10 protein-coding genes are annotated in these 20,218 nt (G+C 63.6%); 8 read left to right on the forward strand and 2 right to left on the reverse strand.

Annotated elements, in window-relative coordinates:
- Positions 1–10: 10 nt before the first annotated feature.
- From OIS53_RS10770 to OIS53_RS10780, 3 genes are all read left to right on the forward strand, one after another.
- Positions 11–5,527: an alpha-2-macroglobulin family protein gene (locus OIS53_RS10770; RefSeq protein WP_264678577.1), complete on the forward strand. Its 5,517-nt coding sequence runs from the start codon at positions 11–13 to the stop codon at positions 5,525–5,527.
- A gap of 291 nt (positions 5,528–5,818) precedes the next feature.
- The gene (locus OIS53_RS10775; RefSeq protein ID WP_264678578.1) at positions 5,819–6,199 is read left to right on the forward strand and encodes a transposase; all 381 of its coding nucleotides are present in this window, start codon (positions 5,819–5,821) and stop codon (positions 6,197–6,199) included.
- A gap of 371 nt (positions 6,200–6,570) precedes the next feature.
- Positions 6,571–7,344 carry a protease inhibitor I42 family protein gene (locus OIS53_RS10780; RefSeq protein ID WP_264678579.1) on the forward strand — a complete coding sequence of 258 codons (774 nt, stop codon included), beginning with the start codon at positions 6,571–6,573 and terminating at the stop codon, positions 7,342–7,344.
- A gap of 186 nt (positions 7,345–7,530) precedes the next feature.
- On the opposite strand, the gene OIS53_RS10785 is transcribed toward OIS53_RS10780, so the two are convergent.
- Positions 7,531–9,453, reverse strand: coding sequence for an SPFH domain-containing protein (locus tag OIS53_RS10785; protein ID WP_264678580.1), 1,923 nt, complete (start codon positions 9,451–9,453; stop codon positions 7,531–7,533).
- A gap of 183 nt (positions 9,454–9,636) precedes the next feature.
- Positions 9,637–10,299 (reverse strand): hypothetical protein, encoded by a 663-nt coding sequence (locus OIS53_RS10790; RefSeq protein ID WP_264678581.1) that lies wholly within the window; start codon positions 10,297–10,299, stop codon positions 9,637–9,639.
- A 227-nt stretch (positions 10,300–10,526) separates the two neighbouring features.
- On the opposite strand from OIS53_RS10790, the gene pbpC reads away from it, so the two are divergent.
- The 5 genes from pbpC (at position 10,527) to OIS53_RS10815 (ending at position 20,213) form a co-directional block, all read left to right on the forward strand.
- Positions 10,527–13,004 carry a penicillin-binding protein 1C gene (gene pbpC / locus OIS53_RS10795; protein ID WP_264678582.1) on the forward strand — a complete coding sequence of 826 codons (2,478 nt, stop codon included), beginning with the start codon at positions 10,527–10,529 and terminating at the stop codon, positions 13,002–13,004.
- Between the two features lie 473 nt (positions 13,005–13,477).
- On the forward strand, positions 13,478–14,833 hold the full coding sequence (locus OIS53_RS10800; protein ID WP_264678583.1) for a TolC family protein: 1,356 nt from the start codon (positions 13,478–13,480) through the stop codon (positions 14,831–14,833).
- Positions 14,834–14,901: 68 nt separating this feature from the next.
- Positions 14,902–16,056 carry an efflux RND transporter periplasmic adaptor subunit gene (locus OIS53_RS10805; protein ID WP_264678584.1) on the forward strand — a complete coding sequence of 385 codons (1,155 nt, stop codon included), beginning with the start codon at positions 14,902–14,904 and terminating at the stop codon, positions 16,054–16,056.
- 121 nt (positions 16,057–16,177) lie between these two features.
- Positions 16,178–19,387 carry an efflux RND transporter permease subunit gene (locus OIS53_RS10810; protein WP_264678585.1) on the forward strand — a complete coding sequence of 1,070 codons (3,210 nt, stop codon included), beginning with the start codon at positions 16,178–16,180 and terminating at the stop codon, positions 19,385–19,387.
- Between the two features lie 271 nt (positions 19,388–19,658).
- Positions 19,659–20,213 carry a YMGG-like glycine zipper-containing protein gene (locus OIS53_RS10815; protein WP_264678586.1) on the forward strand — a complete coding sequence of 185 codons (555 nt, stop codon included), beginning with the start codon at positions 19,659–19,661 and terminating at the stop codon, positions 20,211–20,213.
- The last annotated feature ends 5 nt before the right edge of the window (positions 20,214–20,218 follow it).

Consider the following 20,218-nt stretch of genomic DNA (forward strand, 5'->3'; position numbering starts at 1 on the left):
CTCCCTATCCATGCTCTTCCGTATCCTTTCTCGCCTGCCGCTGCTGGTGCTGCTGGCGTTGCTGTGTGCCTGCTCCAAGTCGGGCTCCGATGCCAGCTCAGACCCCAACGGCGAGGAAATTGACCCCTACCAGAATCTGGTGTTTCAGTTTGCGGATGCCGTGGTGGGGCCCGAGCAGCAGGACCGTTGGGACACGGTGCAGGTGGTGCAGTTTGAGCCCGCCGTGCGCGGCAAGTTCAAGTGGAACTCTGACCGGGAGCTGGTTTTCTCGCCCAGCACGCCGTTCCGGCCCAGCACGGTTTTCAAGGCCACCCTGCGCCAGGAGGCCCTGCCCGAGGGCAAGCGCAACGTGGAGCTGCCCGAGAACCGCCAGCAGTTCCACACGCCTTACTTGCAGCTCCAGGAGCCGCAGGCGTTTTGGGGCCGTTCCGGTCAGGCGGCGGGCACGGCTGAAATGCGGGTGGAGCTGCCCTTCAACTACCCCGTAAAGCCCGCCGACGTGAAGCCCCTGCTCCGCGTCACGCAGGATGGGCAGCCAATGGCCTTTGAGCTGGCCAGCACCGAGCCCGGCCAGGTGGTGCGCGTGAGCCTCACCCAGCAAGTGCGGCCCGGCACGCCGCTCACGGTGGCCCTGGGCCAGGGCCTGCGCGCCCTGGGCAGCGACCAGGCCTCCACCGCCGATTACGAAAAGCAGGTTGACGTGCCCGACCCGCAGGCCCTGGAGGTGCGCTCCATCACCGGCACCCTGCAAGCGGCCGACCCGGTTATCACCATCCAAACCAACCAGCCCGTAACCACCACCGACTTGCAAAGCGCCCTGGCGGTGGCCCCGCAGGTGGCATTTGCGGTGGAGGAGCTGGAAAGCGGCTTTCGGCTGAAGGGTGGCTTCGAGGTGGGCAAGAGCTACCAGGTGAGCTTGCGCCGGGGCCTGCGCGGGGGTTTGGGCGGGCAACTGGGCGAGGATTTCACCCAGACCGTGAGCTTCGCCGACGAGCGGCCCACCATCCAGTTTGCCAGCGCCGACAAAGCCCTGTACCTCGACGCCCTGGGCTCACGCAACCTGGGCGTGCGCATCAACGAGGTGCAGCAGGTGAAGGTGACCATTGCCAAGGTCTACGCCAACAACATCCAGCAGCTGCTGCGCGCCGGCACCCAGTACGGCTACCCTGGCTATGATGGAGAAGAAGGCGCCGAAGAAGAGGAAGAAGACGGCGAGTACGTGGACCGCTCCTACCAATATTACGACGTGGAGAACCTGGGCAACGTGCTCGCGGAGCGCACCTACTCCGTGGCAGGGTTGCCCAAGGACCAGGGGCTGCGCCTATTGAATCTGAACCTCAAGGACCTGGAGTTTACGGGCGGCTTGAAGGGCCTCTACATCATCAAAGTGCAGGATACCGAGCGGCAGTGGCTGCAAGTAAGCAAGCTGGTGGCCGTGTCCGACATCGGGCTGCTAGTGAAGCAGGGCAAGGCGGGCAGCACGCTGGTGTTTGCCAACTCCATCCGCAACGCCAAGGCGCTCAGCGGGGTGGAAATGCGCTTCATCAGCACCAACAACCAGGTGATGGGCACGGGCACCACCAACCGCGACGGGGTGGCCAAGTTCGACAGCACGGCCCAAAACGGGCGCTTCCGCCTGGGCATGGTGATGGCTCAGCAGGGCAACGACTTTACGTTTCTGGACCTAAGCCGCAGCCGCGTGGAAACCTCCCGCTTCGAGGTGGGCGGCCTCCAGAGCAACGCTGCCCGCTACCAGGCCTTCCTCTACGGCGACCGGGACCTGTACCGCCCCGGCGACACCATCCACACCAACACCGTCATCCGCACCGAAGGCTGGCAGGCCCCGCCCAAGGGCTTGCCGGTGAAAATCCGGCTGCTGCTGCCCACCGGCAAGGAGTACGCCAGCCTGCAAAAAAACCTGAACGCGGCTGGTTCCTTCGAGGCCCGCTTCCTGCTGCCCCCGGCCGTGATGACCGGCCTCTACACCCTGGAAGTGCTGACCGGCAACGACGTGCTGCTAACCTCGCGCAAGATTTCGGTGGAGGAGTTTATTCCCGACCGCCTGAAGGTGACGGTGCGCGCCGACCGCGCCGTAGCTAAGCCCGGCCAAGCCGTGCAGGCCCAGCTTACGGCCCAAAACCTGTTTGGTCCGCCGGCCGCCGACCGGAAGTTTGAGGTGGAGTTTTCGCTCAAGGAAAAAACCTTCGCCCCGAAGCAGTACGCCGACTACACCTTCGCCATCAACAGCGGGGAGCGGCGGCGCGGCCAGTACGGCGACCAGGAGTCCACGCCCATTTCGGACCGCTTCGAGAAGACCACCCGCGAAGGCACTACCGACGCCGCCGGCCGCGGCACGGCCACCTACGAGGTGCCCGACTACACCGACCTAGGCACGCTGGAAGGGGCGGCGTTTACGACGGTGTTCGATGAAACCGGCCGGCCCGTAAACCGTCTGGCCACGTTTGAGGTGCAGACCCAGCCGGTGCTGTTTGGGGTGCAGAAACTGGATGAGTTGGTGCAAACCCGCCAGGCCCTGACGGTGCGGCTGGTGGCCCTCACGCCGGCCGGGCAGCCCACGCAGGCCCAGGCGCAGGTGAAGGTGGTGCGCCTGCTCTGGGAAACGATAATTGAGCGCCAAGGTGGCCGCTACATCTACAACTCCCAGAAGCGGGAGCAGGTGGTGCTGAGCCGCACCGTAACCGTGGCCAGCGGCGGCTCCGATGCCGGCCTGGGCTTCACGCCTACGTATTCTGGTGAGTATGAAATCCGCGTTTCCCGGCCAGGGGCGGTTACCTACGTGGCCCAGCGCGTGTACGCCTACGGCTACGGCGACACCCAGAGCAACTCCTTCGAGGTGAACAACGAGGGCGAGGTGACCATCGAGGCCGACAAGGCGAAATACGAGCCCGGTGAAACGGCCAGTCTGCTGCTGAAAACGCCCTTCCCCGGCCGCGTGCTCGTGACCGTGGAGCGCGACCGGGTGCTGGACCACTTCTACGTGAACACCGACGAGAAATCGGCGCGGGTGAGCATTCCGATTCGCGGGGGCCACGTGCCCAACGTGTACGTGACGGCCACGGCCATCCGCGAAATCCGGGACAACCGCCTGCCGCTTACCGTGGCCCGCGGCTTCGTGCCGCTGACGGTGGAGAAGCCCGGCGCCCGGCTGCAAGTGGCTATCAAAGCCCCCACCCAAAGCCGCTCCCAAACCGCCCAGACCATCGAAGTAAGCACCGCCCCCGGCGCCCAGGTGACGCTGGCCCTGGTGGATGAGGGCATTTTGCAGATGAAAGACTACCGCACGCCTGACCCCCACGGCTACTTCTACCAGAAACGCGCCCTGGAAGTGCAAGCCTACGACGTCTACCCCTTCCTCCTGACCGAACTCGGCACCAGCTCCACCGGCGGCGACGGCTACGACCTCTCGCGCCGCACCACGCCCGTGCCCAACCGCCGCGTGAAGCTGCTGGCCAAATGGAGCGGCGTGCTCACCGCCGACGCCAGCGGCAAGGTGCGCTACCGGCTGCAAGTGCCCCAGTTCAGCGGGGCCGTGCGCATCATGGCCGTGGCCTACAAAAACGACGCCTTCGGCTCCGCCGAGCACACCATGAAAGTGGCCGACCCGGTGGTTATTTCCACGGCGCTGCCTCGCTTCCTCAGCCTCGGCGACACGATTGACGTGCCGGTAACGCTGACGAATACGACGGGTAAACCTATCAATGGCACCATCGCCATTGCTCTGAATTCACAGGAACCGTTGAGCTTAGTTCAAATCAGTCAGAAAAACCTTGCTAATACTGATTCACACAGCGCCCTGCTACAGCCAGGCACTGAGAAGCGCGTAGTATTTCACTTACTTGCCAAGCCTAAGATTGGTAGCGCGAAAGTGAACATCAGCTTCCACGCTGGGAAAGAAACCTTCACCGAAACCATCGAGCTGCCTATCCGGCCCGCTTCGCCGCTGCAGAAGCGTACGGGGGCGGGCGTGGTGGCGGGTGGCGCGGCGCAGCAGCTGAATCTGCGGACCGATTTCCTGCCTTCCTCGCTGCGGAGCCAGCTGGTGGTGAGCCGCTCGCCGATGACGGAATTTTCCAAGGACCTGCGCTACCTGCTGCAGTACCCCTACGGCTGCCTGGAGCAAACTGTGTCGGCGGCTTTCCCGCAGCTGTACTACGGCGACCTGGCCGCCACGTTGGGCCAGAAATCCGGCAAACCGGGCAAGGCCGGCCTGTTCAACCCCAACTACCACGTGCAGGAGGCCATTCGCAAGGTAGAAGCCCAGCAGCTCTACAACGGCTCCCTCAGCTACTGGCCCGGCGGCGACTACGATAACTGGTGGGCCACGGCCTACGCCGCTCACTTCCTACTGGAAGCCCAGCAAGCCGGCTTCGAGGTGAACAAGAACGTGCTCGACCGGGTGCTCGGCTACCTGCAAGCCAGGGTGCGCAAGCGCGAAACCGACACCTACAACATCATCCAGACCGGCGGCGTGATTCAACCTGTCACGCTGGCCAAGAAGGAAATAGCCTACTCCCTCTACGTGCTGGCCCTGGCCGGCCGTCCCGATGCCGTGGGCCTGAACTACTACAAAGCCAACCGCCGCCTGCTGGCCGAGGATTCGCGCTGGGTGCTGGCCTGCGCCTACGCCCTCTCAGGCAACCAGCGCGCCTACCGCGAGGCCCTGCCCACCCGCTTCGGCACCCAACCTATTGCCGGCCGCCAGCTCGACGGGGCCTTCTCCTCCCCCATCCGCGACGAGGCCCTGGTGCTTAACGCCCTGCTCGCCGCCGACCCGGCCAGCGCCCAGGCAAACCAGTTGGCCCGCCAGCTCAGCCGCCAGGTGAAGCAGGCCCGCTGGCTCAACACCCAGGAGCGGGCCTTTGCCCTGCTGGCCCTGGGCAAGCTGGCCCGCCAGAACGCCGGCAGCACCGCCACGGCCCAGCTCCTAGCCGATGACAAGGCCATTGGCAGCTTCTCGGGCAAGGACCTCACGGTAAATAACGTAGCCAACCGTCAGCTCACGCTGCGCACCAGCGGCCGGGGCAGCCTCTACTACTTCTGGGAAACCGAAGGCATTTCGCCCACCGGCCAGGTGCGCGAGGAAGACGCCTATCTGCGCGTGCGCCGCCAGTTCCTGACCCGCACCGGCCAGCCCAGCGGCAGCAGTTTCCGCCAAAACGACCTGGTGGTAGTCAAAATCACCCTGCGAGCCGCCGAAAGCGCCGGCGACGTGAAAAACGTAGCTATTACCGACCTGCTACCCGCCGGCCTGGAAATCGAAAACCCGCGCATTGGGGCCGTCCGGGACCTGGCCTGGGCCACCGACGCCGCCCAGCCGGACTACCTCGACGTGCGCGACGACCGGATCAACCTGTTCACCACCGCCACCACCGAGCCCAAATCGTTCTACTACTTGTGCCGGGCCGTGAGCAAAGGCACGTTCAAGCTCGGCCCGGTAAGCGCCGACGCCATGTACAACGCCGAGTACCACAGCTACGCCGGCAGCGGCGTGGTGCGGGTGCGGTAAACGGTGTAGAGACGCAATAGTTGGAGTCTCGTCGTTGCTGATGTTGTTTGTGTCGCGCCGTTATAATCGTTCAACGACGAGACTCCAACTATTGCGTCTCTACACCGCTCATCATCTACGCATACGGATTCCGGCCTTTATCAGAATAAATACCGCATTGCCTCGACGCGCTGGGCTGGATATGATTACAGTCAGAACGGCGCTTATTTCATCACGATCTGCACGCAGAATCAACGGCAGTATTTTGGCGAAATTCAGCCTTGTCTTCTTGCGGGTGAGCCATCAACCTTGTTGCCTACTCCTCTAGCAACCAGAGCCTTGCAGTGCTGGCAGGAAATGACGGAGCATTTTCACTTTGCTGTACCAAGCGCCTTTGTGGTGATGCCAGATCATGTACACGGCATTGTATTCTTTGGCAAAGCGGATACTACTACTGAACAATCCGGCACATTCGGTCCACAACGTCAAAACTTAGCCTCAGTGGTGCGGGGCTTTACATTAGGCGTGAAAGCCTGGGCAACGCGGCAACATCTGGAGTTTGTTTGGCAGGCAGGTTATTATGATCGGGTAACTCGTGATGAAAACGAATTAGAAAAAGCACGGCAGTATATTCTGAACAATCCCACGCAATGGTCCGCGAATCAGGACAAGCCGGATGGGTTGTTTCGCTAAACAGTTGAATTCTCGTTGTTGAACGATGCCGTTGATACGAATGCAGTGCCAATTGCTCAACGAGGAGACGCCAGATGTTGCGTCTCTGCACTCCGCCCAACTGAGTACCAGTGACTCCAGATTCTAGCGGTATATCAGTATAGTACTGATGATGGTGACATGACAGTAGCTGAAGGTTGGCTAACGAATTACGATGGATGTCCGCCCGGCTGATGCGCTAGCCCACCGCTGCACCTCCTTTCCCACCAGCTCAGCCGCAGCCTTCTACCCGCACCTTCGTACACGGTTTAACCGCTCCTGAAACAGCCGGCGCCATCTGTGCGCCGGCTGTTTCGGGTTCATACCCACGGTTGCCTGTACCGATGCCGCCTATGTTTTCTGCCTTTTACTCCGCGCGCCAACTCCAGCGCCTGCTGCTGTTCCTGCTGGGGTGCGGCGCTTTTCTACTGCCCGTTGCGGCGCGGGCCGATAGTGTGACGCTCACGGCCGCCGACAACGGCCGGCAGGTCCAGCTCAACGTGGGCGACCAGCTGGTGGTGCGGCTGCCTACTATTTCGCCGCGCTTCGGCTGGCGCTTGGTGCAGAGCTATCCGGGCCAGCTGACGGTGGTGAATGCGCACAGCCTGCCGGGCATCAGCAGCGGGGTGCCGGGGGCGCCGGCTACCTTCGAGATTCACTTGCAAGCCGTGGGTACGGGCGGGCTCGATCTGGCTTTGGTGTCGGCGCAGCCGGGCACGGGCTACTCCACGCTGGGCGGCTTTTTCCACGTTTACGTTACCATCGACCAGCCCGGCGTGGCTAAAAACGTGAACATCACGGAGTACGACAACCACAGCCGCGTGAAGGTGAACAAGGGCGACCAATTACAAATCCGCCTCGACAATGCCGGCGGCCCGCAGTACATCTGGGAAGTAATGCCCGTGGCCGACAACGTGGTGCAGCTGGTGCCGCCCGCTGCGGCGGCCCCAAAGAAGGCCCGGAAGAAAATCAAAGCCGATAACCCACAGGAAACCATCTTCCAGTTTCAGGCCCTGAACCCCGGCCAAACCACCCTGCACTTCCTTTACCGCAACGCCACCAATAATGAAGCGCCGCCCAAGCGGGATTTTGTGCTGCAAGTGGAAGTGCCCGAGCCGGCCCGTTAAGGAACCGTTCAGCTTATTTTTTCAGCAACCAAAAGGGAGTAGAAACGCAATAGCTGAAGTCTCGTCGTCCGCGCCGCCAGGGCTGAATTCGCGCCGTTCGGCGAGCATCGGGCAACGAGAAGACTCCAGCTATTGCGTCTCTACGGCGCTGAGCAGTTCGCCCGCCGGGATACACCGTGGCGCCGTTTATCCTGGCTGCTGCGTTTCGGGGGTAGCGGGCGGTGCGGGCGGCAAAGTACCCGCCGCTGGCTGAGTCGGGCTCGTTAGCTGCTGCTGAGCCAGCAGGCCAATCAAGGCTTCGACGAGCCCACCGCCAGCCCCGGAACCGCCGCCGTTGGCCTGCACTTCGGGCACAATTTTCACTTGCTGGTCGCCGATAATCTGCATGAGCTGGAGGCCGGTGAACTCCCGGGTGCCCAGGGCTTCCACCCCGGCGCGGTAGGCTTCGGCCTTGGCCTGGCCGATGGCTCGGATGGCGTCGGCCTCGCCGGCGCCGCGCAGGCGGGTAGCTTCGGAGTCGGCAATGGCGCGCAGGCGGGTGCTTTCCGCCTCGCCGCCGGCCCGCAGCTTGGCGGCCTCGGCTTCGCCGCGCACCTTTTTCACCTGGGCATTGGCTTGCAGCTCGGCAATGTTGACGCCCTGTTCGCTTTGCACCAGCGAATTCTGGATGTCGGCAATGCTGGTTTCGCGCACGAGCTGCTGGCGCTGGGTTTGGGCGGCCTGCTGCACCTCGTAGGTCTTCCTCTGCTCCTCGGCCAGCTTCCGGTCGGTTTGCGTGGTCATGAGCTGGGCCGGGGGCACAATGTCACCGATGAGCGTGTCGACGGCCTGCACGTTGTAGTCGCGCAGGGCCTGGCGAATAAAGGCCGCGGCGTCGCGCTGCCGCTCGGCGCGGTTCGTGAGGTAGTCGAGCACCGTATATTCCTGGCTGGAATTGCGGAAGTAGTTGCCCACGATAGGCTCCAGCACGTGGTCAACCAGGTTCTGCATGGAGCCCACGCGGGAAATAACCCGGGGCGCATCCAGGGCCGCGACGTGAATAATCTGGGCCACATCGAGGTTGAAGGAGAAACCGTCACGGGAGCGGACGGTGATGCTGCTCAGGGAGTCGTCGTAGTGGTGGGCCTCGGTGCGGTTGGCCCAGTTGAGCACGATGTTGGTGGTCGGAATCAGCTCCACTTTCATGATGTGCGTGTTCAGGGGCTGGCGGCCGGGGTACAGCGGCGTCGCCCAGATGCCTTTGTGGCCGACTTCGACCAGGTTGCCGTGGGTGAAGTCGGCGCCGCTAACGTCGACGGCGGGCTGGCCCACAAAGGAAATTACCACCCCCACGTGCCCGATGGGAATTTCGGTCATGGGCACTTGCTCTACGCGGCAAAACCAGGGGTTCAGGTTCCAGGAGCCCGACAGCAGAATTTGTTCCTGCAAGCCGCGGCTGCCCCCGGCCGAGAGGAAGGCCTGGGCATCCTGAAAGTTGTTGTGGTTGGGAATTACCGGACCGGCAATTTCGCCGGGCGTGATGGGCACGCCATCCAGGGTGGTCACGATGCCTACTGCATCGGGGGCCACGCGGTAGATGAGCAGCTCGTCGGGCAGCATGCCCATGGAGCCGGCGGTGGCGCGGGTAATGACCGTGAACAGGGCCGTGTTGATGCGGTAGGTGCCGGCCGTGAGCATGCCAATCTGCCGCCCTTTTTCGCCGCCATTGACGAGGAATGCCCGCGCATCCTGGAAATTGTCGCAGGCCACTTCGCGGGCCAGGATGTGGCTGGGCGGAATTGGCTCCCCGGCGTTGGCCACCACCAGCCCGATTTCGCCCTGGGGCACCACCACGACCGGCTCTTTCGTAACCGAATACTGCCAGGGCCAGAGAAAGAAGTGCCACCCCGGCGCCAGCGTATCGGCCTGGTAGCCAGCTTCGCCTTCGAGGGCAATGAGGCGGCCCGCTCCCAGGTTGCGGCGGGCAAACTTCTTGGCCACCACGCCCACCTGCATTTCCCCAATCACCACAATGCCCAACAACGATTTGGCCAGCAACAGCAGCGCCGCCAGCGCCGCCACTATTCCCAGGATGGTGTACACCCCGGTTACGGTAATCTCCAGTAACATAATCAGAGCAAGGAAAAAATAAAGCGCGGGCAAGGTAGCAGTTTGCTACGGATGAGCCTACTCGAGAGCAGCTACAACCGCTTGGGCACCCTTGGCTGCGTATTTTCGCCCTGGCTTCCGCATCTATCAGCCCGAATAGCTAGAGCATTTCTACCATAAAATCAAAGAGCTAATAACAGCATGTTACGCCGCTGCTACTTTGCGCCGGGCAAAGGGCCAGAGCAGCAGCAAGAAAATACCTACCACCAGAAAGGCACTCACAAACACCACAGCGCTTTCCTTGGGTACGCTCAGCGCCGGGTAGCGCGTAGCCAGCTGTTCGGGGGAAGCTAATTTGTCGGCCTCGGTCCCGAGCAGGCTCCGGCTAGCGTATTCGGGTAGGGTGCGCAGGTCCAGCTGCTGGGCGGTAGTGGCGTCGGCGTTGCCCAGGAGCCGAATGGCCTCGCCGGTGCGTATGTTGTAGATATCGATGTTGCTGAGTGGTCCAAACTGAGGCCACGTGTTGTACACCCAGTCGCCGCGCTGGTGCGTAACGGCCGGCATTTTTTCGGTGTCAAGCTCGTAGCGGCCCAGCAGGGGGCTAAACGGCAGGCTTCCCTCGGCGTAGCGCACCACCGATACGCTACTGTTGGGATCCTGGGGGCGCACGTGGAACGCCAGCGAATCGTTGATGCGCAACAGGGCGTAGTCGGCGGCGCGGTTGAAGCTGGTGGTGGTACCGGTTTGCTGAACGCGGAATCCGTCGCCGCCCAAGGCGTAGATGAGCGTTACGCCGATAAACAAAGCGAGCCAGACTCGAAACAGCAGCTTCCACCAACCGGCGGTTACTCGTTTGGGGGTCGTCATACAAGCGGAAAAGGAAAGTTGGGGGATAAAACAAGCCTGCTTGGCCGGATGAAAGTACGGGCCTGGGGGCTCGAGCAGGCGGCTCCTGGCTGCCTGTACACCCCTTATATACCAGCAGGAAGGCGTTGCCGCGGTTTTGCCAGCTTCCTACGTGCCGCCGGCAGCCGCTGCCGCAACTCGACTTTTCCGCGAAACTGCCCTACTTTGGGTGCAGGTTATTCCGACTTATGAAGTGGCAAGCTTATAGGCGCATTCTGGCAGGTCTGGTCCTGAGCCTGTTGTTGCTGCTTGGCCTCGACCGGTTGTTTCCGCTGCCGCCCCCGCCGCAGTACTCGCCCCTGGTGCTGGCCGCCGATGGCTCGGTGCTGCACGCCTTTCTCAACCCCACCCAGAAGTGGCGGATGAAAACCGAGCTGGGCGAAATCACGCCCGCCCTGCGCAAGGCCGTTATTGAGAAAGAAGACCGGTGGTTTCGGTGGCATTTTGGGGTGAACCCCGTGGCCCTGGCGCAGGCCGCCGGGCGCAACCTGTTCGGGCGGGGGCGCACCACGGGAGCCAGCACCATACCCATGCAGGTGGCCCGCCTGCTGGAGCCCAAGGAGCGCACCGTGGGCAACAAGCTGCTGGAGATGCTGCGCGCCGTGCAGCTGGAAGCCCACTACAGCAAAGACGAAATTCTGCAGCTCTACCTGAACCTGGTGCCCTACGGCGGCAACGTGGAGGGCGTGAAGTCGGCGGCCCTGCTCTACTTTCAGCAGCCCCCCGACTACCTTTCCTTGGCCCAAACCGTGACGCTGGCCATCATCCCGAACCGCCCCACGGGCCTGGTGCTGGGCCAGCACAACGCGGCCGTGCTGCGGGAGCGAAACCGCTGGCTGCGGCGGTTTGGGGCGGCGGGCTTGTTTCCCCAGGAAGCCATTGCCGATGCCCTGCTGGAACCCCTGGACGCCCGCCGCCACGCCGCGCCCACACTGGCCCCGCACCTGGCGCGGCGGCTGGTGCGGCAGTTTCCGCACGAGGCCATTATCCGGTCTTCCTTGCACCGCAGCAAGCAAACCAAGGCCGAGGACCTAACCCAGGGCTATGTGCGCCGCCTCCTGGAGCTGGGCATCACGCAGGCGGCCGTGCTGGTGGTGAACAACCATACCCGGCAGGTGGAGGCCTACGTGGGCTCGGCTGATTTCCGCGACTTCACGAGCCAGGGGCAGAACGACGGGGTGGTGGCCGTCCGCTCGCCGGGCAGCACGCTCAAGCCGTTTCTGTACGCCCTGGCCCTCGACCGGGGCCTGGTGACGCCCAAGCTCCTGCTGCCCGACGTGCCCACCAACTTCCAGGGCTACCGCCCCGAAAACTTCGACAAGCGCTGCAACGGCGAAGTGACGCTGGAACGTGCCTTGGCCTATTCGCTCAACATTCCCGCCGTGCGCGTGCTCCACGAGCTGGGCGTGCCCGCCTTCACCGACAAGCTCCGCCAGGCCGGCTTTCAGAATGTCACGCGCAACCGCGCCCAACTAGGCCTGAGCAGCATCCTGGGCGGCTGCGGCGCGAGTCTGGAAGAGCTGACCAACCTGTACGTGACGCTGGCTGCCGGTGGGCGGTATGCGCCGCTGCGGTGGACCTCACCCCCTAGCCCCCTTTCCAAAAGAGAGGGAGAACCAGCTCTAGCTGTAGATGAGAATACTAGCTCTAGTTCTACCAAGTCGTTAGGCTCCCCCCTCTCCCCCGGAGAGGGGGGCCGGGGGGGTGAGGCAACTACGACTAGCAAACCACAAACTAGTCCCTCTTCCCTTTTGGAGAGGGGGCCGGGGGGTGAGGTTTCACTGATTTCCGAATCCGCCGCTTTTCTCACCACCGACATCCTCAGCCAGCTCACCCGGCCCGACTTGCCCATCAACGCGGCCAGCAGTATGCGCCTGCCCAAGATTGCCTGGAAAACCGGCACCAGCTACGGCCGCCGCGACGCCTGGAGCATCGGCTACAACCGGCAGTACACCATTGGGGTGTGGGTGGGCAACTTCAGCGGCCGGGGCAGCCCGGCCCTGACGGGCGCCGACGTGGCCACGCCCCTGCTCTTCGACCTGTTTAACGCCTTGGCGTACAACTCGCCCAACGACTGGTTTGGGCCGCCCGCCGCCCTGGACTTCCGGCTCGTGTGCGCCGAAACGGGCTTGGTGCCAGGCGAAAACTGTCCCAACCAGCTCATCGACTACTTCCTGCCCGGCGTGAGCAGCGGGCGGCGCTGCCAGCACCTACGCCAGGTACTGGTGGCGGCCGACGGCAGCTTTGCCTACTGCCGGGCCTGCGCGCCGGCGGCGGGCTACCGCCAGGGGCTGTACCCAAATCTGCGGCCCGAGGTGGCGGCTTTCAAAGAAGCGCAGGGCCTGCCGTACCGCCGCCTGCCCCCGCACAACCCGCTCTGCCAGCTGGTGCAGGGTGGCGCCGAGCGGGCCCCCACCATCACCTCGCCCGCCGCCAACGCCGAGTACGTGCTCAGCCAGCGCGAAAACCAGCTGCTGCTGCTCAGCTGCACCACACCCAGCGAAGTGCGGCAGGTGTCGTGGTACGTCAACGACCAGTTCCTGAAGACGGTGCCGGCCACCGAGCGGGTATTTTTCAAGCCCGCGCCCGGCGCGCTCAAAATATCCTGCGCCGACGACCACGGCCGCAACACCGACGTGCTGGTGACAGTAGCGGAGCTGGACTGAGCACACCACAGCAGCGCGAAACCTGGTGCTGCCGCAACTCCAACAGCCGTAAAAGCTGAATCTGTTTTGACAGTCAAAGGCCCGTCATGCTGAGCCCCGCGAAGCATCTGGCGTGCTGAGGTTGTGGTGTGGTAGCTGTCCTGCTGAGCTTGCCGAAGCATCTCTACCCCTGACTAACTCCAATCGTGGGAACGAAGCGGGAGAGATGCTTCAACTGCGTTTAGCGTAATGGGCTTTTGACTGTCAAAACAGCTTTACTAAGATTCTTACTTTAGAGGAATTACCAGCCCGCGAGAAGACCAAAATAGTGCGCCTCTACGACGTGCTGGTAGCTCGACAACTAACTCAACCAGATTCCGGGCAGCACATCGGCTGCTTCTGCTGGCGCAGCCGTGCTGGCGCGTGTTTTTGCTTTGGCTGCCTAGCCCTTCCCGGCCAAGTTACGTATCGGAGTAGCTGCTTTGCTTCTGCGTATGAGACACTTAAACCAGGTTCTTTGGCTGCTGATGGGCCTGCTGCTGCCGGCGCGGCTGGGTGCCCAGCCTACGGCTCCGCCGCCGGGCACTCAGCCCCTCACCCTGCCGCAGTGCCTGCTGTTTGCCCTCCAGCACCAGCCCGCCGTGCGCCAGGCCCGCATCGATGAGTCGATTGGGGAGCGGAACATCCGGCTGGGCTTGGCCGAGTGGCTGCCCCAGCTGCGGGGCACGGGCGCTTACACCCGCAACATTCGGCTGCCGGTGGCCGTGCTGCCCAACTTCGCCGACCCCTCGGCGCCGGCTCAGGTGCGGCGCATCGGACTCAACAACACGTCGAACCTGGGGCTGGAGCTTAACCAGACCTTGTTCAGCAACGACGTGCTGCGGGCGGCCCGCGCGGGGCGCTACATCCGTCTGCAAGCCAGCCAGAACACCACCAGCACCCAGATTGACGTGGTGACGGACGTGAGCAAGGCCTTTTACGACATCCTGCTCACGGGCGAGCAGCTACGGGTGCTCGACGAAGCCATCCGGCGACAGCAGCGCCAGCACCAGGACGCCCGCGCCCAATATGAAGCAGGCCTGGTAGACAAAACCGACTACAAGCGCGCCTCCATTGCCCTGAACAATGCCGTAACGGAGCGCAAAGCCACGGCCGAGCTGCTGAAGGGCAAGTACGCCGTTCTGCGCCAGCTCATGGGCCTGCCCTCGGAAAGCCCGCTGAGCCTGACTTACGACACGCTGCAACTGGTGCGCGAAACTCAACTCGACACCCTGGAGCCCCTGGCTTTTGAGCGGCGCATCGAGCTGCAGCAGCTCCAGACCCAGCAGCAACTCCAGCGCCTCGACATCGACTACTTCCGGTTTGGGTTTCTGCCCTCGCTGGGCGGGTTTGCCACCTACAACAAGGTCTACCAGAACAATAACTTCTCTGAGCTGTACAACCGGGCCTTCCCCACTTCCCAGGCCGGGCTGCAGCTGGCTTTGCCCCTGTTCACGGGCACCCGCCGCCTCCAAAACCTGCGCATCGCCGAGCTGCGCAACGACCGGCTGGAGCTGGCCATCCTCAGCACCCGCAATCAAATCAACGCCGAATACCAGCAGGCCCTGGCCGCCTACAAGGGCGCCCTCGCCGACCTGAACGCCCAGCAAACCAACCGCCAGGACGCCCGCGAAATCTACACTATCATTCGCCTCCAATACCGGGAAGGCATCAAAACCTACCTGGAGGTCATCGTGGCTGAAAACGACCTGCGCACGGCCCAGCTCAACTACTTCAACGCCCTTTACAACGTGCTGGCCGCCAAGCTCGACGTGCAGCGCGCCATGGGCACGGTGCCGCTGACGTTTTAACTGTCATGCCAAGGCAGTCAGAACAACAACCCTGTACTCCTTTACCCTAAGCTGCTTTCTGTGTGGATATGAAGCATCCTATTCGGCTCCTGGCGTGCGCGCTGAGCCTGCTTTTCGGGGCCGGCTGCGCCAATAAAGACGCCGACCAGCCGGCTGGTCCGCCCCTGGCCACGCCCGTGACGCTGGTGGCGGCCCGCGTCACGGAGGCGGTGTACTACGACGAGTACCCGGCTACGGTGGTGGCCATCAACTCGGTGGAGCTGCGCAGCCAGGTGGCCGGCTTTATCACGGGCATCTTTTTCCGGGAGGGCGAGGTGGTGCCCAAGGGCAAAACCCTGTACGAGATTGACCGGCGCCGCTACCAGGCCGCCTACCAGCAGGCCCTGGCCGGCCTGCGCAGCACCCAGGCCACGGTCGAAAATGCCCGCATAAACCTCCAGCGCTACGAGCGCCTAGCCCAGCAGGACGCCATTGCCCGTCAGATTGTGGACAACGCCCGCACGGCCTACGCCACGGCCCAGAGCCAGGTGGCCGCTGCCCAGGCCGGCGTAGCTGCCGCCCGCACCGACCTCGACTATTCGTTGATTAAAGCGCCGTTTGCGGGGCGCATTGGCATTTCGCAGGTGCGGCTGGGTGCCCAGGTCAGTCCCGGCGCCACCCTGCTCAACACCCTCAGCGCCGAAAACCCCATGGGCGTGGACTTCGTGGTGCCGGAAACCGAGCTGGCCCGCTTCACCGACCTGCAGCGCCAGCCACCACCCCGCCCGGACTCCACCTTCCGGCTGGTGCTGCCCGGCGGCACGCCTTACCAGCAGCCCGGCCGCCTGCTGGCCATCGACCGGGCCATAAACCAGCAGACCGGCACCATCCAGATTCGGGTGCAATTTCTGAACCCGGAGCGCCGCCTCACCGATGGCATGAGCACCGTGCTGCGCGTGCTCAACCGGCAGTCGGGCCGCCGCGTGGTGGTGCCTTACAAGGCCGTGGTGGAGCAGATGGGAGAGAACTTCGTGTTCGTGGCCGGCGACAGCAGCAAGGCCTACCAGCGCCAGGTGCAGCTTGGCCCCCGCCTGCGCGACCAGGTAGTGGTGCTAGAAGGCCTGCGCGAAGGCGACCAGGTAGTAACCGAGGGCCTTCAGCGCCTGCGCGACGGCGGCCGCATCCAGACGGGCACCCCCGCCCAAGCCCAGGCTGCCGCCGGCGCGGCTCAGGGCGGCCGGTAGTGGCCGGTTCGCCAGGCTTGCTACCAGCAACTATCCGTATTCACCGACGAAAGCAACCCCAGCCAATCGTCAGGCTTCCCCTCTCTTGTGGAAAGGGGCCGGGGGGTGAGGTCCTTACCTTATGATTGCAGAAACCTTTATTCGGCGCCCGGTTACGGCCATTGTTACCTCCCTGGTGCTCGTGCTGGTAGGGGCGCTGGCCATCCTGAACCTGCCCGTGGGGCAATACCCCGAGATTACGCCGCCCACCGTGTCGGTGAGTGGTATCTACACCGGTGCCGACGCCCAAACCGTAGAGCAAACCGTGGCCACGCCGGTGGAGGTGCAGGTGAATGGCACGCCGGGCATGACCTACCTGCAAAGCAATAGCACCAGCAACGGGCAGATGAACATGACGGTGAACTTCGAGGTAGGCACCGACATCAACATCGCCGCCCTCGACGTGCAGAACCGCGTGGGCATTGCCCTGCCGGCCCTGCCCCAGGAGGTGCAGCGCCTGGGCCTTACGGTGCGCAAGCGCAACCCCAGCATTCTGATGCTGGTGGCCCTATACGCACCCCGCGGCACCCACCACACCACCTTCCTCGACAACTACGCCAACGTGTTCGTGCGCGACGCCCTGCTGCGCACCAAAGGCGTGGGCGACATTGTGAGCCGGGCCGACGACTTCTCGATGCGGGTGTGGCTCAACCCCGACAAACTCTCCCAGCTGGGCGTGACGGCCCAGGAAGTCACGGCCGCCATTCAGGAGCAGAACGCCCAGATTGCGGCCGGCTCCATTGGGGCCCCGCCCCAGCAAACGGGCCAGACCTTCGAGTACATCGTGTTTGTGAAAGGGCGCCTGAACAGCACCGAGGAGTTCGGCAACATCATCGTGCGCACCCGGCCCGACGATGGCTCGGTGGTGTACCTGCGCGACGTGGCCCGCCTGGAGCTAGGCAAGTTCAACTACGCCAACAACTCCTTCGTGGACGGCAAGCGCGCCGCCTACCTGCTGGTCTACCAGGCCCCCGGCGCCAACGCCCTCGAAACCTTCGAGAATGTAAACGCCACCATGGAGCAGCTCAAAAAGCAGTTCCCCACCGACCTCGAATACGTGGTGCCCTTTGAGGCGGCCACGGTGGTGCGGGTGTCCATTGAGGAGGTGCTGCACACGCTGGTGGAGGCCCTGGTGCTGGTGGTAGTGGTGGTATACCTGTTTTTGCAAAGCTGGCGCTCCACGCTCATTCCGGTGCTGGCCATTCCGGTGTCTATCATCGGCACGTTCATCCTGTTTATTCCGCTGGGCTTCACCATCAACACACTCACCATGTTCGGCTTTGTGCTGGCCATTGGCATTGTGGTGGATGATGCTATTGTGGTGGTGGAGGCCGTGGAGCACAACCTGAACGAGCGGGGCATGAACCCCACCGAGGCCACGCTGGCCGCCATGCGCGAAATTTCGGCGCCGGTTATTGCTATTGCCCTGATTCTGGCCGCCGTGTTCGTGCCGGTGGGCTTTATTCCGGGTATCACCGGGCGCCTGTACCAGCAGTTTGCCATTACCATTGCCATATCGGTGCTGATTTCGGCCTTTGTGGCCTTGTCTCTGACGCCGGCCCTGTGCACGCTGCTGCTCAAGCCCCACCAGCGCACCGCCGAGTCCAGGGGCCTGGACCGGCTGTTTTTCCGGTTCAACGCCTGGTTTGAGCGCGTCACGGAGCGGTACGGCCGGGGGGTGCAAACTGGTATCCGGCACGCCCGCCTGGTGGTTATCCTGCTGATTTGCCTGGTGGTGGGCACGGGCCTGCTGTTCCGCAACAAGCCGTCGGGCTTTATCCCCACCGAGGACGAAGGACGGATTATTATCACCTTCAACTTGCCCGAGGCGGCCTCCACCGAGCGCACCGTGAGCACGCTCCAGGAGATAATGAAGGAGCTGAGCCAGGTGAAGGGCATCCGCCACTACGCCGCCCTGGGCGGCCTCAACGCCGTGAACTTCTCTTCCAAGTCGAACAGCGGCACGGTGTTCTGCCAGCTCCAGCCCTGGGCCGAGCGCGAAGACAAAGAGTTGCAGCTGCAAGGGCTGATTGCCACTGTGCAGCGGCGCCTGAGCCGCCTCCGCGAAGCCAACATTGTGGTGCTCTCGCCCCCGGCCATTCCGGGCCTGGGCAACACGGGGGGCTTCTCGTTTGTGCTTCAGGAGCGCGAAGCCGGCGGCGACATCCGCGCCTTCGACACGGCCCTCCAGGGCTTTCTGGGAGCCCTGCGCCAGCGTCCCGAAATCACGGGGGCGTTTTCCTTTTTCACCGCCAACACGCCCGGCTACCAGCTCACCATCGACCGGGAAAAAGCCAAGAAGCTGGGCGTGTCCATTGCCGACATCGGCACGGCCCTGCGTACCTACCTGGGCTCAGCCTACGTCAACGACTTCACCCTCTACGGCCGCAACTTCCGCGTCGTCACCCAGGCCGATTCCCTGTACCGCGGCGACATCAGCAACCTGGGCCAATACTTTGTGCGCAATGCCACCGGCGGCATGGTGCCGCTAAGCACGCTCACCTCCTACCGGCGCACGGAGTCGGCCCCGCTTATCTCGCACTACAACCTGTTCCGCTCGGCCGAAATCAACGGCAGCGCCGCCCCCGGCTTCAGCTCCGGCGACGCCATCCGGGCCTTGCAGGAAACGGCGGCCCGCACCCTGCCCCAGGGCTACGGCTACGAGTTTTCGGGCCTGAGCCGGGAAGAGCTGCTGGCCGGCGACCAGACGGTGTACATCTTTGCCTTGTCCATCGTGTTTGTATTTCTATTCCTGGCGGCCCTGTACGAAAGCTGGTCGGTGCCGTTTTCGGTGCTGCTGGCCGTGCCAGTGGGCGCCTTCGGGGCCATTCTGGCCCTCACCTTCTTGCCCCGCCTCACCAACAACGTCTACGCCCAGATTGGCCTGATTACGCTCATCGGCTTGTCGGCCAAAAATGCCATTCTCATCATCGAATTCGCCAAGGAGCGGGTAGACAAAGGGCAGCCCCTGGTGGAAGCCACGCTGGAAGCCGTGCGCCTGCGCCTCCGGCCTATTGTGATGACCTCGCTGGCCTTTATTCTGGGCGTGCTGCCGCTGGTATTTGCCTCCGGGGCCGGGGCCCAGAGCCGCCAAACCATTGGCTGGACGGTGCTGGGCGGCATGTTGGCGGCCACCAGCCTGGCTATTTTCATCGTGCCGGTGCTCTACGTGCTCATCACCCGCGCGGCCTACGGCAAGCAGAAGCTGGCCGAGCTGGAAGCCAACTACCGCCCCGACGAAGAGCACCCCGCCCCGCCGCCCGCCGGCCCCGCGGCCCCGCGGCCGGTTTAGGTGCCTGCGTGTACTGGCTACTCCGCCGTTGACCCCACCTGCTTCCCATGCCGCTTGCGGCGTGGGAAGCAGGTGGGGTTTGAAGCATTGCTCTCAGACGATGCCGAAGAACTTCTGACGCTGCACCAGGCCGTGCTTCCTGGACCCTGTTTGCTGCTCAGCTGTTTTCGGGCGGATGGTGGGCCGCTGCGGGCCTGGTTGCACTTGGCACAGTGCTTGTACCCTGAGACATCAGCAAGTACAAGTGTCCTGAAATCTTACCATCGTAGCCATGAAAAATAGTAGTTGGATTTTGGTTGTGGCCCTGCTGTTGACGGCCGTCTTCTCGAATGCAGCCCGTGCGCAGGAGCGCAAAAAATGGAGCCCCCAGGCCAAGGGCGCCGTAATTGGTGGCCTTGGCGGCGCGGCAGCCGGCGCCATCATTCACAAGCGCAACCGCCCGGTGGGTGGCGTGGTGGGCGGCGTGGCGGGAGCCGGCGTCGGCTACGCCATCGGCAAGCGCACCGACAACAAGCGCAAAGCCGAAGCTGCCCGCGTAGCCGCTGCCAACCGCGCCGCCGCCCAACGAGCCGCCGCGTACCGGGCTGGCGTAGCCCGCGGCTCGGCTTCGGCAGCTAAGTCGAAAACGGAAGCTACTACGGCGCCGGTGGTGGCGTCGGCGCTGGCAGCCGGCACGGGCGCGGCCCTGCTCTACGATGCCAACGGCAACCCCATCACCTACGCCGCCAACGGCTCCGCTACGGGCGCGGCCTACCTGCCCAACCACGAGTACGGCAGCCGCGACGCCGCCTACCCCGAGTCGCAGGTGCGCCGCAAGAGCTGGTAAGCGGC

Source organism: Hymenobacter sp. YIM 151500-1 (assembly GCF_025979885.1).
In the GTDB taxonomy this organism is placed as follows: Bacteria; Bacteroidota; Bacteroidia; order Cytophagales; family Hymenobacteraceae; genus Hymenobacter.

Bases quoted from the DNA above. Each gene is read 5' to 3' on its own strand.
- OIS53_RS10770 (WP_264678577.1), top strand. From the start codon at position 11: ATGCTCTTCCGTATCCTTTCTCGCCTGCCGCTGCTGGTGCTGCTGGCG.
- OIS53_RS10780 (WP_264678579.1), top strand. From the start codon at position 6,571: ATGTTTTCTGCCTTTTACTCCGCGCGCCAACTCCAGCGCCTGCTGCTG.
- OIS53_RS10785 (WP_264678580.1), bottom strand. From the start codon at position 9,453: ATGTTACTGGAGATTACCGTAACCGGGGTGTACACCATCCTGGGAATA.
- OIS53_RS10790 (WP_264678581.1), bottom strand. From the start codon at position 10,299: ATGACGACCCCCAAACGAGTAACCGCCGGTTGGTGGAAGCTGCTGTTT.
- pbpC (WP_264678582.1), top strand. From the start codon at position 10,527: ATGAAGTGGCAAGCTTATAGGCGCATTCTGGCAGGTCTGGTCCTGAGC.
- OIS53_RS10800 (WP_264678583.1), top strand. From the start codon at position 13,478: ATGAGACACTTAAACCAGGTTCTTTGGCTGCTGATGGGCCTGCTGCTG.
- OIS53_RS10805 (WP_264678584.1), top strand. From the start codon at position 14,902: ATGAAGCATCCTATTCGGCTCCTGGCGTGCGCGCTGAGCCTGCTTTTC.
- OIS53_RS10810 (WP_264678585.1), top strand. From the start codon at position 16,178: ATGATTGCAGAAACCTTTATTCGGCGCCCGGTTACGGCCATTGTTACC.
- OIS53_RS10815 (WP_264678586.1), top strand. From the start codon at position 19,659: ATGAAAAATAGTAGTTGGATTTTGGTTGTGGCCCTGCTGTTGACGGCC.